This is a genomic window from Shewanella eurypsychrophilus (assembly GCF_007004545.3).
In the GTDB taxonomy this organism is placed as follows: Bacteria; Pseudomonadota; Gammaproteobacteria; order Enterobacterales; family Shewanellaceae; genus Shewanella; species Shewanella eurypsychrophilus.
This window is the reverse complement of the sequence record NZ_CP045503.2, coordinates 850,732-867,346: the sequence shown is the minus strand read 5'-3', so window position 1 is coordinate 867,346 and position 16,615 is coordinate 850,732. Positions and strand designations below refer to the sequence as shown.

At 44.2% G+C, this 16,615-nt stretch carries 12 protein-coding genes and 1 pseudogene; 5 read left to right on the top strand and 8 right to left on the bottom strand.

Annotated elements, in window-relative coordinates:
- Positions 1-50 precede the first annotated feature (50 nt).
- Positions 51-1,222 (bottom strand): IS3 family transposase gene (locus tag FM038_RS03540; RefSeq protein WP_142872721.1). Its coding sequence is split into 2 segments (ribosomal slippage): positions 51-952 and positions 952-1,222, totalling 1,173 coding nucleotides; the frame shifts between segments, so codons are not numbered across the junction.
- A gap of 138 nt (positions 1,223-1,360) precedes the next feature.
- A complete protein-coding gene (locus tag FM038_RS03535) occupies positions 1,361-2,017 on the bottom strand; it encodes a Qnr family pentapeptide repeat protein (protein WP_142871986.1) in 657 nt (218 codons plus the stop codon).
- 379 nt (positions 2,018-2,396) lie between these two features.
- Here FM038_RS03535 and FM038_RS03530 point away from each other — a divergent pair, with 379 nt between their 5' ends.
- The gene (locus tag FM038_RS03530) at positions 2,397-2,657 is read left to right on the top strand and encodes a DUF5062 family protein (protein ID WP_142871985.1); all 261 of its coding nucleotides are present in this window, start codon (positions 2,397-2,399) and stop codon (positions 2,655-2,657) included.
- Positions 2,658-2,739: 82 nt separating this feature from the next.
- Here FM038_RS03530 and FM038_RS03525 read toward each other — a convergent pair whose 3' ends face one another.
- From FM038_RS03525 to FM038_RS03500, 6 genes and pseudogenes are all read right to left on the bottom strand, one after another.
- A complete protein-coding gene (locus FM038_RS03525) occupies positions 2,740-4,395 on the bottom strand; it encodes a sensor domain-containing diguanylate cyclase (protein WP_142871984.1) in 1,656 nt (551 codons plus the stop codon).
- Positions 4,382-4,807, bottom strand: coding sequence for a hypothetical protein (locus FM038_RS03520; protein WP_142871983.1), 426 nt, complete (start codon positions 4,805-4,807; stop codon positions 4,382-4,384). Before FM038_RS03520 ends, FM038_RS03525 begins: the two co-directional genes overlap by 14 nt.
- Positions 4,804-6,153 carry a hypothetical protein gene (locus tag FM038_RS03515; RefSeq protein ID WP_142871982.1) on the bottom strand — a complete coding sequence of 450 codons (1,350 nt, stop codon included), beginning with the start codon at positions 6,151-6,153 and terminating at the stop codon, positions 4,804-4,806. Before FM038_RS03515 ends, FM038_RS03520 begins: the two co-directional genes overlap by 4 nt.
- Before the next feature lie 259 nt (positions 6,154-6,412).
- Positions 6,413-7,339 carry a 30S ribosomal protein S6--L-glutamate ligase gene (gene rimK / locus FM038_RS03510; RefSeq protein ID WP_223293079.1) on the bottom strand — a complete coding sequence of 309 codons (927 nt, stop codon included), beginning with the start codon at positions 7,337-7,339 and terminating at the stop codon, positions 6,413-6,415.
- A gap of 66 nt (positions 7,340-7,405) precedes the next feature.
- Positions 7,406-7,807: pseudogene (locus FM038_RS03505) on the bottom strand (ATP-dependent zinc protease family protein); the annotation flags it as partial.
- A gap of 259 nt (positions 7,808-8,066) precedes the next feature.
- The gene (locus tag FM038_RS03500; protein WP_142872911.1) at positions 8,067-12,623 is read right to left on the bottom strand and encodes an ATP-binding protein; all 4,557 of its coding nucleotides are present in this window, start codon (positions 12,621-12,623) and stop codon (positions 8,067-8,069) included.
- Positions 12,624-12,742: 119 nt separating this feature from the next.
- On the opposite strand from FM038_RS03500, the gene FM038_RS03495 reads away from it, so the two are divergent.
- The 4 genes from FM038_RS03495 (at position 12,743) to FM038_RS03480 (ending at position 16,615) form a co-directional block, all read left to right on the top strand.
- Positions 12,743-13,654 (top strand): LysR family transcriptional regulator, encoded by a 912-nt coding sequence (locus FM038_RS03495; RefSeq protein WP_142871980.1) that lies wholly within the window; start codon positions 12,743-12,745, stop codon positions 13,652-13,654.
- 209 nt (positions 13,655-13,863) lie between these two features.
- The gene (locus FM038_RS03490) at positions 13,864-15,036 is read left to right on the top strand and encodes a hypothetical protein (RefSeq protein ID WP_142871979.1); all 1,173 of its coding nucleotides are present in this window, start codon (positions 13,864-13,866) and stop codon (positions 15,034-15,036) included.
- A 110-nt stretch (positions 15,037-15,146) separates the two neighbouring features.
- Positions 15,147-15,731, top strand: a complete 585-nt coding sequence (locus FM038_RS03485; protein ID WP_142871978.1) for a SprT family zinc-dependent metalloprotease — start codon at positions 15,147-15,149, stop codon at positions 15,729-15,731.
- A 173-nt stretch (positions 15,732-15,904) separates the two neighbouring features.
- Positions 15,905-16,615 (top strand): endonuclease, encoded by a 711-nt coding sequence (locus tag FM038_RS03480; protein WP_223293077.1) that lies wholly within the window; start codon positions 15,905-15,907, stop codon positions 16,613-16,615.

The following is a 16,615-nucleotide window of genomic DNA, read 5'->3' as shown; positions in this document are numbered from 1 at the left end:
GAGTTGCGAGTTGCGAACGTGATATGACCCCAGTAAAGTGGACACAGGGTTTAAATTCTTGATTCAAATACTATGGGACTCACTCCATTTAGAGTCCCATGTCTTCTCACCATATTATAATAATCATCGATATAAAATCGACACTGTGTTGTCATTTCTTTTCTGCTTAGCTCTTCTAAGTTAGAGAACCATTCTTTCTTTAACTGAGCAAAAAAGCTTTCTGAGCAAGCATTATCCCAGCAATTCCCCTTTCTCGACATACTCACTGTGACCTTACGCTTCGTTAGCCACTTAAGTACTTCAAAGCTTCTGTATTGAGCCCCCTGGTCAGAGTGAAACATCAGCTCACTCCCATTTGGCCTTCGTTCTACCCAAGCTTGTTTGAGTGACTTCATCACCAGTTCGCTCGAATTTATGTAGCTCGTTGCCCAGCCCACCACTTTACGTGAGTACAAATCGATGATGACACATAGATACTGCCAGCCCTCTTTGCACCTAATTTGTGTAATATCTGATACCCAAACAGTATTAGGTTTAGCTACTTCAAACTCTCTGTTTAAGTAATTCGGCGCTCTTGTTTCAATCAACCTAGGCTTCACTACACCGAACTTCCTTTTACATGCTTTAGACCTGTAATCAAACACCTGTAACAAGCTTTGTACTCGCTTTTTATTACAATCGAAACCATTAGCTACAGCATCCAGCCATAACTTCCTATAACCCGCTATGCTCCTGTGCTCAGCTATCTTTTCTTTGAGAAAGTCAGACAGTACTTCGTTATCTTTATCGCGTTGAGAAGGCTTACGAACAAGCCAGCTGTAATAGCCTGAGCGAGATACACCAAAAATATCACAGAGCAATTTTATCGTTCTTCGAGTTGAGCAATAACCTTGGATAAACTGAAACTTTATCCCTGGTGTTTGTCGAAGAACTCCTTCGCCTTTTTTAAGATATCGTTCTCCAACTCTGCACGCTCTAATCGTTTTTTTAGCCCACGGTTTTCACGTTCAAGTTCAGCTAGCCCCTTATTAGGACCGACATTTTTAATAGGTTTAGAAGTGTGTTTCTTCGACGTCAATTGAGCTCTCCATTTACTGAGCAAAGCGGGATGGATACCTAATTTACCAGCTAAAGCCTTTACTGTATCGGGAGAGTTTAAGGATTGTTGAACAGCAGCTAATTTGAAGGCTGCTGTGTGGGTCTTACGAGTTATTATTTTCATGGCACCTTATCGCTTATATAAGGTGTCCACTTTTAGGGGGTCATATCAACGGTAAGCTGAAGTTTAAAAATAAAAACCACCTTTCGAGGTGGTTTTTTTTACTCTTTAATACCAATCGGTATTATTTAACCTTTTAAGCTAGTCAGGCCCAACAATCAATCCAAGAGGCTCGAGTAACTGCTCCTGCTGCCACATGCAAATTTTAACCCCGCTCAAGTTCACCTTTCTCGGGTCTAAACCATAGAGTTCTGCATGAGAAAGATTGCACTCCCTCAGATTAAACTGACCCCAAGCGTCACTGGAAAACTCACCTCGACTCAAATCAGAGCCCTTAAACGAAGCCCCATATAAATTTGCACCAGTCCATTTGTTCTCATAGAGATCGCACTTCTCGATACATTGCCGCTCAAAATTAGCGTAAGACAAGTTACAACCCGTCATATACACAGAGCAAAAATACACCTGCCTGCTTATCTGATTGGCAAAACGTGTCTTGAGAAAGTTGGCCCCTTTCAGGTCACAATTCCTAAACTCAGTACCGAAGCAGTCAGCTCCTCTGAAATTAACCATAGCTAACTGGCAATTCTTGAAACTCGCATCTCGTAAATTAGCGTACTCAAAATCACAACCACTCACAGCACCTTGCTCTATAAATGAGCAGTCGACAAAATAACTGTCACTGAGATCAGTATGGTTAAAATTACAGTTATAAAATTTACACTGCTCAAAATGTGAATCATTCATATCCTGATGACTAAAGTTGACCCCTTCGAACACCTCATTTTTTTTATTCAATTAACGCCTCTTGCTACATAAGATCAGTTACCAGAACCGAAGGCTAACATTCAATACAGAATAAACCAATAAAAATAAAACCAACAAAAACAACAAGTTACAAGCAATCAAATTGATAAGATTAAGGCCTCAAACAGGTATGTAGACCTAGCTAAATTTAATCGATAAGCTGCCAAGACCAAGAAAAAATTTTAACGCAACCTAAGCGCTTACAGAGAGTCGAGTATAGGAATTTAAAGACTAGGTGAGATACAGGTTTTAAAAGGTAGAAGTTCCTAGGTTCTAGGAACTAGGCCCTATGAGTTGAACGTGGATCCTCTCCTTGCTATCTCATTCAATTCAGGTAATTTGTTGGGTATAACCTTTTGAGGGAGCTCATATGAAGCAAGGTAAACACGATGTACAGCTATTAAAACTCGCCATGGAAATTGGCGTAGGCTACGCTAAGAAGCGTGGCTTTGATGATTTCGGCAAGGGGATCTCACCAAAAGATAAAGTCGAGTGTATCTATCGTCTGCTCGTTACCGATAAACTCATTCAACCTCTCGCTGTCGATAAAGAAGACGGGCCAAATATGAAACATAAATTGGTTTTATGGATTAGTAGACAGCTTCCCGAAGATCATGAACTCTTAAACTAATTTCCTCTCTTTAAACTGGGTCACTTTTGATTATAAATAGATAGCATCTATACACACTCTTTGTCTGCAATTAGATTAAAGGTTAGGCCTTTGGGTGACTCTTAGAGCAAGTACTTGATCCATCCGTAAGCTCTGAGTTAAAGATGCTATATTGATTTCTTCCCTCTTGTTTCGACTTGTACATGGCGCTATCTGCCGCTGATAGCACCGATTCTAAATCGTCACCATGCTGCGGATATATAGCGATACCTATGCTGCCACCGATTTTGATACTCAACTCACCATTCAGTTTTATCTGTTTATTTAACGCCTCTCTCAATTCAGCCGCGAGCTTCTCAATCGCTGGTAAACTTCTCGTTTCAAAATGACTACTATCAAAATAACAGCCCACTATAAATTCATCTCCGCCCCAGCGTACGCAGAGATCATCATTTCTGAATACGGACATCATCCGACGCCCTACTTCGATCAACACTAAGTCACCCATTTCATGACCATAGTCATCATTGATTGTTTTGAAATTGTCCAAATCGATATTCATGATCACTGCAATCTTGCTATTAGCTTTAGCTCTTTCAAATAAATCCATCAGCGAACGTCTACCGGCTCGTCTGTTTTTAAGATGGGTTAAGCCATCATGATCCGCTTCAAAGCGAGTATTTATCTCTCTTTCAGTTCGCTCGGTGACATCGTACATGAGAACTTCGATCATCAGACTGCTTTGACTCTCTCCATCTAAAACCTTTGAGAACAAACAATGTACCCAGCAATCAGGCGATCCCGCTAATGTTTTCATTTTTAGATCGAGTGCAACCGTATCTAAATGATGACTCTGTCTGATATCTGTAAGAAAGCTCTCTAATTGCTGCTTGTTATAAAACCAATCTGTGAGACATAGCCCTATCGCATCAGCAATAGAATGCGACTTAAAGATTATTCGGTGAAAAGCTGGGTTAGCGGTAACTAACAGATTTTCACTGTCGATAAGACAAATCCCCGCACTGGCTTGTTCAAAGATAAGCCTAAACTTCTTCTCTAAAATCTCAGTCTTTTCTCTTAAATTACGCTCTGAATCTATCGACTGATTCAATGATGAAACCAGAGCATTAATCCCCTTAACCAGACTTCCTATCTCGTCTTGCTGATGAAATCGAGGAACTGTGATATGACAGGTTTCACCCGGCTTTATCTCTTCAAATTTGTTGGTGATCCTATTTAGCGGCGAGGTTAATGTCTTATGTACTATAAATGAGACAAGAATCGCAGTCACAACAGTTAGCAGAGCCAGCATCTGAGCCTGGTTAACCGCTGCATCTTTGGCATTGCGAGCAATAAACGCTTCATTTGGTAGAATTTTAAGTTCTCCTATCACCTCACTTTCCGAAAAAGGATGATAGAGAAGCAAGGTCGAAACCCCCTCTTTACCCACTAAGCTCCCTTCGCCAGAAAAAACGGAAAAACCAGGTTCACTGATAAGTTCAACTTCCGATACCAGATCATTAATCGCCAATCCGTCAATTATCTCGCTGGCCAGCACTGAGTCTTGTACATAAACAGCGATAGATGCAGTCTTCTCTACGGTTCTTGATAACTGATGAACATGCTCTCTAGAATCCTGTTCATTTCTGGCTAATTCGTCAAAGTAAAAGAAATATGAACTTAGCACAGCAACAATTGCAGCACTCAGGGCAATTGCCGCTGCGACCTTAAAATACAGCTTATGTCTAAAGCGCTTCAAAGCGATACACCACCTTCAGAGAGTCAGTCAAATCATGACTAGAAAGATAACCAATAGCATGGCTTGAGCTCATAAGCTCATGAATTAATTGGCTCGGAGATTCTGTTTCTTTAGGGGGAGCATTACGACCAGAGAAGAGCAACCTGGCCCAGTACGCATCGATCTGCGCCTCGGTTCGGTTAACCAATCTTGCATAAAATTGCCCTTTGAGTTCAGATTTAGGGGCGAGATCGAACACTTTAGCTTTATCTCCATTGGGAAAATTCACATATCGGCCCATAAACAGATCCACCACTTGGCTCTTAGTCAATGAATCGATACGACTCTCACGGCTTACAACCACCAGCAGCTCGCCCTCGGCTCTAATCGGCAGAGTAAGCATCAAGATGAGTAATCCAACTAAATACTTCATAGGCTGAAGATGAAGCTGAAGTTAAGTGACAAGAGATCGACCTCGGCATCTTCAAATAGCTCCAGAGTCTGAGTCCACATTGCCGTAGCGCTTGGATCGACCCAAGAGTGATCCCATTGAAACTTCACACAGGTATTGGGATAAAGGTCCCACCTTAGCCCTAAACTGAAGGTCGTCTGCTCTACTTGGCCAGCACTAAATGCCTCTACAGCCCCTTCATACAAAGCGTTTATTTGTCCAGCAACCTCAATAGGCAAGCCTTTGGGCAATTGAGGTGAAACGTAGTGAGCTGGCTCTTCTGAATTATCTATATAGGCTAGTACGCTATAGAATGTCATCTCATCGACACGGTAGCCCACACTCAAATAACCATTGTAGAAAGATTGCAGCATCCCCCAGTCAGAGTCGATATAGCCAAGCTCAGACTGAATGATCCAGTTCATATGATCATATTGCAAACCCAGAGCATAATATTGCAACTTCTGACCCGGCCCATCTAACTCCTGTGCCAGAACTCGCGCTTCCGGCCATAATGTAGCCGGCACTAAGTTGAGCCCTGTGACTAAATCATTAGTCATAAAATCCAATTCATCCACTTCAACCGAAGCGGCTGCGAGTCTAAATATCCAGTCCTCCCACGTATAGATAGAGGTCAGTGCGACAACATTTTTAAGATCGACATCGAAACGACCCGTCTGCACAGCAAGCAGTGAGTGCGTAATGCCATAGGCCAACTTAGTCTCCCAACTCCCCCCGCCTAGCTCATGGGTATAGCTGATATCGATACCGTCAATTTTCGAAACCGTTGAGGTAAGAGTATAGAACTCGGGTATGGGTCTCGACCAGAGGTAGGCATAGCTGACGTTCCTATATTCTGAAAGCATATAGAGATCTGTGCTGGTCCTTCCAAGCCTAATTGACCAGTCACGATTTGGCCGATAGCGCAAAAACATCAGCTCTAAGCTATCCAAAATAAGATCGCTTGTCCTATCCTTAAGCACCACTTGAGCAATGCCATCTAAACTCTCACTGAAGTCTGCATTGACTTGCAGTCCGAGTAAGCTATCTGGTTTAAAGGAGTACTCAGAGTCACTGGCGTTCATACTTAACTCACGATGAAACAGTAGCTCATCGCTGAAGCTTCTCACTACACCTAAAGTACCAAAACCACTGAAATTCAAGTTAAACTCTGACTGCTCATGGTGATCATGGGTGCGAGCCTGTACCTGACTCATGACACAAAGGTGAATCACTACAAGCACAGTAATCCCACCTTTTATCCAAAGAAGGATATTGCTGGTATTGTCTAGGTTTCCATCCAACTTCTTAGTTATTTTTTCCGGCATAGCGACCTTTATTGGGCATTTCAAGTACCCCTACTTAAAAATAGAACAGTTATCGCTAAATCAGCAATGTATTTGAGGTTTGGCTTGAGATTCGGAATTTTGTGCTATGAAGTTTTAGCGATTAAAAATGAAGAAGTGAAGAAGTGAAGAAGTGAAGAAGTGAAGAAGTGAAGAAGTGAAGAAGTGAATTTAAAACAGATACAGATTAGCCCCCACACGGCAACTAATCTGGATAAAATACCTATAAAGATAAGATACTTTAGAAAGAAGTATCGACTGATGAAGCGCGTTTCCAGCCAAGCTTTTTCTCGATTGAATCGATCATAGCCGCAGCAACATCTATGCCTGTGGCAGCTTCTATGCCTTCAAGCCCAGGTGAAGAGTTGATCTCTAATAACAGCGGCCCTTTACTCGAGCGAATAATATCCACGCCAGCAACCTGTAACCCCATAGTTTTAGCGGCCCGAATAGCCAGCTTTTTCTCTTCAGGGGTGATCTGTACAATGGATGCTGTACCGCCTTGATGAATGTTAGCTCTAAATTCACCCGGCGCTGCTGTGCGCTCAATCGATGCGACAATCTTGCCATCAATCACAAAGCAACGCAGATCTTTGCCTTGGGCTTCCTTAATAAATTCCTGAACCAGCAAGTTCGCCTTCAAGGATTTAAATGCATTAATCACACTCTCAGCAGCCTTGCGGGTCTCGGCCAGCACAACACCTTTGCCTTGCGTACCTTCGAGTAACTTGACGATAAGTGGCGCCCCGCCGACCATATCAATAAGATCGGTCGTATCGGCTGGTGAATTGGCGAAACCACTGGTCGGTATATCTAAGTTATTTTTCTGCAGCAGTTGCAGTGAAAATAGCTTGTCTCGGGACTGAGTGATGGCTGCAGAGTTATTCAATGCCATCACACCTAAACTTTCAAAATGACGTGTTAAGGCGCAGCCATAAAAGGTCATGCTTGGGCGGATCCTAGGGATCACAGCATCAAGATCATTTAGGATCTGTCCACCGCGATAGTGTACTTCTGGCTCAGAGGCATCTAGCTTCATATAACATTGTTGAATGTTATAGAAGAACATCTCATGACCACGCTGCTGACCCGCCTCCATAATACGTCGATTACTGTATAAATTTGGGTTACTCGCTAATAGACCAATTTTAAGTCCACTACTAGGCACTTTCTTATTGCCGTACAAAAAATTAACTTCATCTTCGGTAAAATCACCAAAATTATAGTTAACCGACGGATCGACTAATATTTTTTGCCCCATAGCTTCTCGGCCTAACAGCATTCTGAAGCCCATATTGGCACGGTTAGTCAAAGTGAGATCGACATCCCAGCTTTGATCGCCAAGTTGCATCCGCTCTCTGATCACATAACGCCGTTCGGTTTCGCCGTTCGAGCTCTTAATCACACGTCGGTCGATCAATTTAGACTCACAATGTAGGGTCACCTTACGGCTCCCTTGAATTGGGTGGACTTCATAACTGACCCAAGTGCTTCCATTACGCTTAAAAGTAGAGATATTTATGGCGTGAATAGAAGATGTTGTCGCCCCGGAGTCAACACGAGCCTTAATCGCCTTAATACCTAGCTCAGGTAAAGAGCACCACTCTTCACTACCAACAATGATTTTATTGTTCATCTGTTTTGCTTCATAAATAGAGTTATAAAAAACGAAAAATACACCCGTTTCCCCATATCACAAAGATATAAATTCTAATGTAACATAAACAGTATTTTTCAATCGCTTACAGAAATAAACTGGTGCAATGTATGAATTATAGATTAGATAAAATAATGGAGCGGGAGAGAAAGCAAAAAAAAATCCCCATCACAGGTGACGGGGATCATTATTTTTGCATTCTAGTTAACGCACTTGCACTGCAATGCGCGATACAGAATTAGTTTTCTACAGGCGATACCACAAACAGTAAGTCACCTTGTGAAACCTGTTGACCATTACTGTTAAGAATCCGCTCAATACGGTATTTCTTATCTTCAGGATACAAGATGGCATCTTTACGGTTATAACTAGCAAGATTTAGCTGTGAGAACATCTTCATCGCTTCTGTAAGCGCTAAAGTCTGGTCAAGAGTAACTATGTCACCTTCTTTAACGAAGTCAGCTTCACCTGGCGCTGGAGAGGTATAGAAGATACCCGCACCTTGTGCCATGACTTTAAGCTCGTTACTTTCACCTACGCGCAATGAAGCCGTATCGACACCAACGGTTTCTGCAGCGGCTTCCATCTCGGCAATCAACTCTGGCACATCAAGCTTAGCCATCAGGCGAGGCAGATAGTTAGTGTCGTAAACACCTTCGTTGAAAGTGGTATCTTTTAAGATACGAGTCAGCAACGGAATGTTAGTGGCGATCCCTTTAATGACAACTTGGTCAGCAAGATAATCATGCAACTTATTAATCACATCTTCACGGCTTTCACCACGGCAGATAATCTGAGCAATCAAGCTATCGTAGTAAGGCGAGACCTCTTTGCCTTCACCCGCGATAGAGATAATTTCGATATCATCACGCTCAGGCATCACATATTCGGTGATCATTCCCGGATGTGGTAGCAGCTGCAAAATGCCATTGCTATCCAAAGCAGCCTTTTCGGCAGTCACACGAACTTCAATCGCATAACCTTTATCTTGCGGCTCTAACTTTTCTATTGAACGACCTGCTGCAATATCAAAACCAGCACTGACGATATCGATGCACGATGTCGCTTCAGTCACCGGATGCTCAACCTGCAGGCGCGTGTTCATCTCCATGAAGTAGACTTCGTTAGTATCTAAGTTATAGATAAATTCAACCGTACCTGCGCCCATGTAATCGGTCGCATTACCAAGATCAAGGGTATATTTCAATACCTTCTCTTTCAGCTCTGGCGGCAACATGGTCGAACCAGACTCTTCAACAACCTTCTGGTTATTACGCTGAACCGAACAGTCACGAATACCCAGCACCTTAGTATTACCAAACTTATCACGCAGAAGCTGAACTTCGATGTGACGCAGTGAAGTCACATACTTCTCAAGGTAGAGATCGCCATTACCAAATGCTGCAGCGGCTTCTGTAGCAGTCTGCTGGAACAGGCTGATCATATCACCAGGACGTTCGACGACCTGGATACCTTTACCGCCACCACCTTGTACCGCCTTAAGCAGAACTGGGTAGCCAATTTCGGTTGCCACGTTTACTGCTTGCTCTGCATTGCTCAAAATACCGTGACTACCTGGGACAACTGGAACGCCATTGTCTTGGGACGTCTTAATAGCATTAGACTTATTCCCCATGGTCGTCATGCTGTGAACACTCGGTCCAACGAAGTTCACGCCATTGTTGACACAAAGCGCCGCAAATTGAGGGCTTTCAGATAGGAAACCGATACCAGGGTGCAGAGCATCGACATTCTCATACTCGGCCACTTTAAGCACAGAATATGCGTTGAGGTAACTTTCATCCGAGGTGTTACCACCGATACAGACAAGTTTGTCGTTGCCTTTAAGCATATCGGCCGGTACCGAAGTCATGTCAGGATCCGATGCAACCAGAACGACATCGATGCCATTATCATGGGCCTTACGAATTAGCTTAACCGCAGTACAACCACGAGCATGGACCAAAACCTTCTTGATAGGCTTCATCAGTTCTCGAGGATCGTCCTGAACTATCTCTTCATCGGCGGCCATCATCTCAGGCACTAAGGTTGAAAGTGCATTAGCAATCACATCTTCAATCTCAGCGGTAGGCTTAGGCATCAGAGGATCGATACTGCTTAGTTGGTCATCGATGGTATTGCTGAACGGGTTAGTCACTAGTGCATTCATCGCACCAGGCACTTTCGACAGGTAGTTAGATAGCGTTGCAGTCGAAGGCAGATAAGCAGGAACAACCATCTGACCCGCGAACGGCATGTTAGTACCCGATAGGTAATAGGTTTGCACTAATGGGTGAGTCACGAAACTCGCCTGAGCACCACCGGTACAGTCACCATAACCAAACATGAGTACAGGTAGCTCGTTATCACGAATGAAGCGAGTAATACGATCGTTCACCACAGCCATAGAGAAGAGTGCAGCCGCGCCTTCTTTAGTCTGCATACCACTTGAGCTAATAAAACAGATAACGGGTAGCTTACGCTTAGCACACTCAATCAATAGCGCACTGAACTTCTCGGCGCTGGCCATATCGAAGGCGCCCGCCTGGAAAGCCGTGTTTGAGACCGCTACACCGACACGCATCTGTTGACCGTTACGCTCGAAATCGGCCATACCTGTAATAAGGCCACAAGGACGAATGCCTTTATCCAAAGCATCTTCGATGGAGAGACGGAAACCTGGGAAGTTAAGCAAGTTGGCAGACATCTTATCGCCATTGATCTCATCGAAATCAGTGAAAAACTTACCAATAACACTTTCCCAACCCATCTTACCGGCACGCTTATCATCACGGAGTACTTTCTGGATCAAGAGATCCTGATAGCCCATGGTGAGACGGTTCCAGAAATCTTTACGACGACCGATACGTACAGGGTTGATGGCACCTGTGTATTCGCCACTTTCTTCTTCACTATCGAAATATTCAGGCAGCAGACGCTCGAAGAAGTAAGTCAAGATAACGAACAAGCTATCGTTTAACTGAGGGAAACCAACACTCTTCCACTGCTCAGTCTTAGTCAACAATTCTGCACGGTTCGATTGACCCATGAAGTACTTGAGCCATTTATAGAATTTATTCTTATCATTCGCTACGTTCTGAGTCGACAAGGCGCGATCGATAGAGCTGTGTAACAGGTTATCAACCGATGCACGTGACAAGCTCTTAGACATCATGGCTTCTTTAGCAATAGAGGCTAAGTTGCCAACGACATTGTCATAAAGCGCGTTGAAGATAAGGATGTTATGACACTGCCAGATAAAGTCTTCACGTAATTCATCATGAACAACTACATCAAGCACTGTTAGCTTGTTTAGTTCAGGCCAGTCAGCCTGAGTCACTTCAGATGGAAGTGTCTCCAAATACTGGATCAGGCCTTTGAAGTTGTTCTCGGCATTGCCTTTCCAACGGTGGAACAGAGACCAACTGATGTTGAAAATAAGTGCCTTACGGGCTTTCTTATAGTTCTCTTTCGGCTCACCTAAGATCAAACGGGTTAGCATGTTACGTTCGGTAGAAACCTCATCACGCTTAGCACTGAAGTTACCCCAAAGCTTGTTTAACTCTTCGTCATAAACCAGTTTATCCGGGTTAGATAACCAAGACTGGAACACACGATCTTGCTCTTGCTGAATACGCGCAAGCAGATCACCTTCAGGCACGCTCACCTTAGACAGGCGACCATACTGCTCTTGAGAGATAGACTGAATACGGCTACGTAGCGTCAGGTAACGCAGGTAACGGTAAGAGCTACCAAACAAGTTAAGGTGCATTGTCGGGTTGTTAGCAACCGCAAGCTCGGCATGGTGCTCAAGGGCTTCTAGGTTCTTAGACGGGTTCAAGAAACGAGTCAGACTGCGATCATAATGCTCACGCAAGTCTTTCGATTCTCTCACGAACTGCACTGCAGCATTTTCAACGGCTTCGATACTGCTGATGATAGCGCGGCGAAGGTTATGCTGACGCTCATCCTTGTCCGTCGGAGAGAAGTCGATAATTCCGTCGATACAGCCTGAGGTATACAGTTCTTCAGGTGAAACACCGACTGATTTAGCACACTCTTGCCAAGACAAGTTGTACTTACGGGCGATGCTCTGCAAGCCCTGAGGCTGAATGGTATTGAAAATACCATCGCGCAATGACAATAAGATGTTAGCCGAAGCGAGTGGAATTGCACCGCCGGAGTAACCAGCACCGATGACAATACCTACGGTAGGCACATCGACGTTAGCACTTTCGGCAATTGCCTTAGAGATGCTGTGAGCCTGGTTCTGACTGTTAGCCACTTCACCCGCATCGGCACCTGGGGTGTCGATAAGATAGATGATAGGCATAGACAGTTCTGCAAATTTGCGAATCGCCTTACACGCCGCCAAGTGATGCTCTGGCATCCAAGCACCATTATTAGTGGTACGTTCTTGTGCAATAAAACCGATACGGCGAGTACGAGTACCGAAGTTCAATTCGATCTCGGCACTATAAAAAGGCCCTTGATGGTTTTCAGCAATTAGCTTGCCTTTAAGATCGGCAATCACACGCTTTGCACCGGCGCGATTTTTATCTAATGTCGGCTGAATCACCTTAGTGACATAACCATCGACATCGAGTTGCTCCAACTCTTTCAAGTTAGATTGAATAGTATCTTCACCCAAGAGACCCTTGATCTCTTCGGCTAGGCTCTGTTTACTGTGTTCAGGAAACAGTGAAAAGTCTTGTGCCAGATGTTCTGCTTTCAGAAAAAGCGGGTCGGCAGATTGAGCCTGAGTCTTGTTTGTGGGCTGATTTTTGCTGGTCATCATTGATCCTCTGCTTAGCCTCTAGAATTTTTAGCGAGTAAATATAACTTTGTTAAGGTGTCAAATACCATTAAACTAGGCTAGACGCTTTGTTCCATTTTTGAGACAGTGATAAAAACATGCCAGATCTTAACGGTATGATGCTGTTTGCCGCGGTAGTTAGAGCTAAAGGTTTCTCTAAAGCTGCTCGCGAAACAGGCATGCCAAAATCAACCATAAGTCGTAAGGTTGCTCAACTCGAAGAGCAGCTTGGCGTACGTCTTTTACAGCGAGATACTCGAAATTTGAGTCTCACTCAGGTTGGTGCGCTTTTTTATCAGCACTGTACCAGTATTCGTGATGAAATAGAGGCTGCCAAGGCGACCATAGAAAATACGCATAATGATGTTTCTGGCTCCCTACGGATCGCAATACCGGTATCATTTAGCCAGAAGATCATTGCCAACCTCTGTTCCAGTTTTATGCGCCTCTACCCCAACATCGAACTCGATATTCAATTTACCGACAGTGAAGTGGGTTTGGTCGGTGAAGGTTACGATATCGCCATCAAGTATGGTCCATTGCAGTCATCTGACTTAGTCGCACGTTTACTCTTTGAAAGACAGCCAATATTGGTGGCTAGCCCGGGATACCTAAAAACTAATGGTACCCCTGCGACTCCAAAGGAGCTAATTGCTCATAGTGGCATACTCTTAGGCACCTCTCGCTCTGCCCCCATTTGGCCCCTAGGCAAAGGAGCGAAGAAAACCATGGTGTCGTTTAAGCGAAAAGTGCGGGTCAACAGCGCCATCATGGTGAAACAGCTCGCTCAGGACGATTTTGGTATCGCCATGCTGTCCAATTCAGTGTGTAAAAATGAATTAGCCAGCGGTACCTTAGTGCCCATTTTGCAAGAGTGGCCTATCGAAGCCTTTAAAGTCTACGGTGTTTACTCCAGCCGCAGACAACTTGCCACCAACATCAGTGTCTTTCTGGACTTTTTTACCAAGCGATTCAGTAGCCATGAATCGATACAGTCGCTGAGAATGTAGATTTGAAAAAAGTTTAAAACTTACCACTTAACACTTATGACTCATGACTTAACAGCGGCAAGCCCACCCCGCATTCAGACCCTTTATTTGCATACTATTGTCGTGCATACTCAGGCGTTGACTATAATAAATTCAAATCGATAAGTGATTAACACAAATAAAATCGATAATTCCCAGATTTATTTTTTACCCAATTGAAGGAGCAAGTCATGACTAAACCTTGTTTAGCCTTTGCCGCTGTAGGACTACTCGTCGGTGCAACGTTCAATACCACTGCGATGACGAGTATTGATATCGAAGAGGCACGCATCGGCGCTGCGACTCAAGCGATGCCAGAGGTCGTTGGACGCTATCAAGCTTTAGTCGATAGTCTCACTAGACAATACAGTGAACAAACCGATGAGTTATTAATGACTCAAATGGTGGCCAGACAAGGTGAACGACTCTGGCAACAGGCTGTGAGGGACGTACAATCTGGCGGGCAGGATGATCGTCCTCTGTATTGGGGTCGCTTAGCGATGAAAACATTACTTAAAAAGCAGGCTCCGGCATTTAACATCGTCCCCTGGCAGCGGAATATAAACCTCAGCGCAGTAGAAAAATCCTCTCGCGGCTTCAGTAATATCAGCTTTGCTGATGATATTCAGGTCAAGATCTTGCTGACCGGGTTCGATCCCTTCTTCCTTGACCGTAATATCGACCAGAGCAATCCTTCAGGATTAGCAGCACTGGCTCTCGATGGTTATCAATTTTCGGTGAATGGCAAAAAAGCACAAATACAGACTGTGATGATCCCGGTGCGCTTTGCCGATTTCGATGAGGGAATGATAGAGTCTCTGCTCACGCCTTATTACCGAGACAATAGCCTAGATCTGATTTTTACTGTCAGCATGGGGCGAGATGATTTTGATCTGGAGCGTTTCCCTGGACGGAATCGAAGTGCGGCAGCACCAGACAACTTAAATGTATTGACTGGCGGTAACAAGGAAAAACCCGTCGCCCCAATGTTCAATGGCAAGACGCTTAACGGCCCCGAGTTTGTCGAGTATTCCCTCCCAGTGACTGCGATGCAATCGGTCCAGGGAGATGTGGCTAAGTGGAAGGTAAACGATAACCACAGTGTCACCACACTGGCTAGGGGTCAGTTTGACGCCACCTCCTTATCTGAGTTACAAAATGCCACCTCAGTAGAAGGCTCCGGCGGTGGTTACCTCTCTAATGAGATCTCTTATCGAGCCATTTTACTGCAGCAACAATTTAATAGCAGTATTGCAGTCGGTCATATCCATACTCCTAGAGTGAAAAGCTATGACGCTGATATTGAAACTAATATAGTCAATCAAGTTAAAGCTATGGTTGAAAGTGCCGCCGCTTCGCTTTAGCCATCACCAATAAACACCACATAATGATACAGCCCAAGGGGTAACGACATGATAGAGTGTCGCCATCCCTTGTAACCTGTTTTTCCTTCCTCAGGCTTAATCGAGTTAATATGTTCAACTTCTTTCGCTCACCCAAAGTCCCCCCAAGCGCACCTATTAAGCCTGACTCGGCGAAAAAATTAACAAGCAAAGGTTCAATCAAGATAATTAAGCAGACGAATGAGCAAATACAGATTATTGAGCGAATCGAGCAAGCATATTGCCTTGCTGAGGCTTTTTTTAACCGCTCATTTACCAGACCTGAGATAGGCTTCAAGCTTAGAGGAAAGAGCGCTGGAACCGCCCATCTTCAGGAGAACCGTCTCAGGTTTAATCCTGTGCTGCTTACCGAAAACATTGAAATATTTCATCAGGAAGTGGTCCCCCATGAGATCTGTCACCTCATTGCCTATCAGCTATATGGCAGAGTTAAGCCACACGGGCGAGAATGGCAAGGCCTTATGGCTCAGGTTTTCAAACTTAAACCCAGTACCACTCATAGCTTAAATGTGAGCTCAGTTAAAGGTAAATCCTTCTCATATTCCTGTGGTTGTGGTCCCATCTCCCTCACTATTAGACGCCATAATAAAGTCGTCAGGGGCGAGACTAAGTACCGTTGCCGCCGATGTAAGCAGGAGCTGACAAAAGAAAATTAAGGTCATATTAGAGCACGGCTAAACAAGCCACTTGCATACAATCCTATTCATCCCGTAAAATCCCGCAAAAGAGCAGACATGAGTTCTGCCTATCATTTTGGGCATGCTATTTCAGCCCACTTTAGGGATTTAAATTGAAACGTTTTACATTAAACGCTGGCCTATTAGGCTTAGTGTTAAGCTTGTTTGCATCACCACTTTTACTTGCCTCTTCGTCTCACCCCACCAGCTTTAGCCAGGCCAAGCGCCTAGCCAAAGAGATCTATAGCAGTCAATTACCCCACACTAGCTTCTATTGTGGCTGTGACATTAAGATTGAAGGCAAGAAGTGGAACCCAGATTTACAAAGTTGTGGTTATCAAGTGAGAAAACAACAAAAGCGCGCCAGCAGAATTGAATGGGAACATGTCGTCCCCGCCTGGGAGCTAGGCCACCAAAGACAGTGCTGGCAAGATGGAGGACGTAAGAACTGCGGCAAAAATGACAAAAAGTTCAGAAAGATGGAGGCTGATCTGCATAACTTGGTACCCGCTGTAGGTGAAGTCAATGGAGACAGGAGTAACTATCGTTTCAGTCAATGGAATGCAACACCACAACAATATGGCCAATGCGCTATGGTGGTTGACTTTAAATCACGAAAGGTCGAGCCTCCAAGCTACACAAGAGGCCGTATCGCCCGCACTTACCTTTATATGCAGCATGCATACGGGTTGAAAATAGCCAAAAGCCAATTAAAACTGTTCAAAGCATGGGATAAAACTTATCCAGTTGATACTATCGAGTGCAAGCGAGACCAAGCTATCGCCCGGACTCAGGGAAATCATAACCCTTATGTCAAAGATAGATGTGACTCGATAGTGGTAACTAGCCAAATAGCAGAGTAA

Coding starts and splice junctions, on each gene's coding strand:
- FM038_RS03500 (WP_142872911.1), bottom strand. CDS start 12,623: ATGACCAGCAAAAATCAGCCCACAAACAAGACTCAGGCTCAATCTGCC.
- FM038_RS03530 (WP_142871985.1), top strand. CDS start 2,397: ATGAAGCAAGGTAAACACGATGTACAGCTATTAAAACTCGCCATGGAA.
- FM038_RS03485 (WP_142871978.1), top strand. CDS start 15,147: ATGTTCAACTTCTTTCGCTCACCCAAAGTCCCCCCAAGCGCACCTATT.
- FM038_RS03515 (WP_142871982.1), bottom strand. CDS start 6,153: ATGCCGGAAAAAATAACTAAGAAGTTGGATGGAAACCTAGACAATACC.
- FM038_RS03490 (WP_142871979.1), top strand. CDS start 13,864: ATGACTAAACCTTGTTTAGCCTTTGCCGCTGTAGGACTACTCGTCGGT.
- FM038_RS03520 (WP_142871983.1), bottom strand. CDS start 4,807: ATGAAGTATTTAGTTGGATTACTCATCTTGATGCTTACTCTGCCGATT.
- FM038_RS03495 (WP_142871980.1), top strand. CDS start 12,743: ATGCCAGATCTTAACGGTATGATGCTGTTTGCCGCGGTAGTTAGAGCT.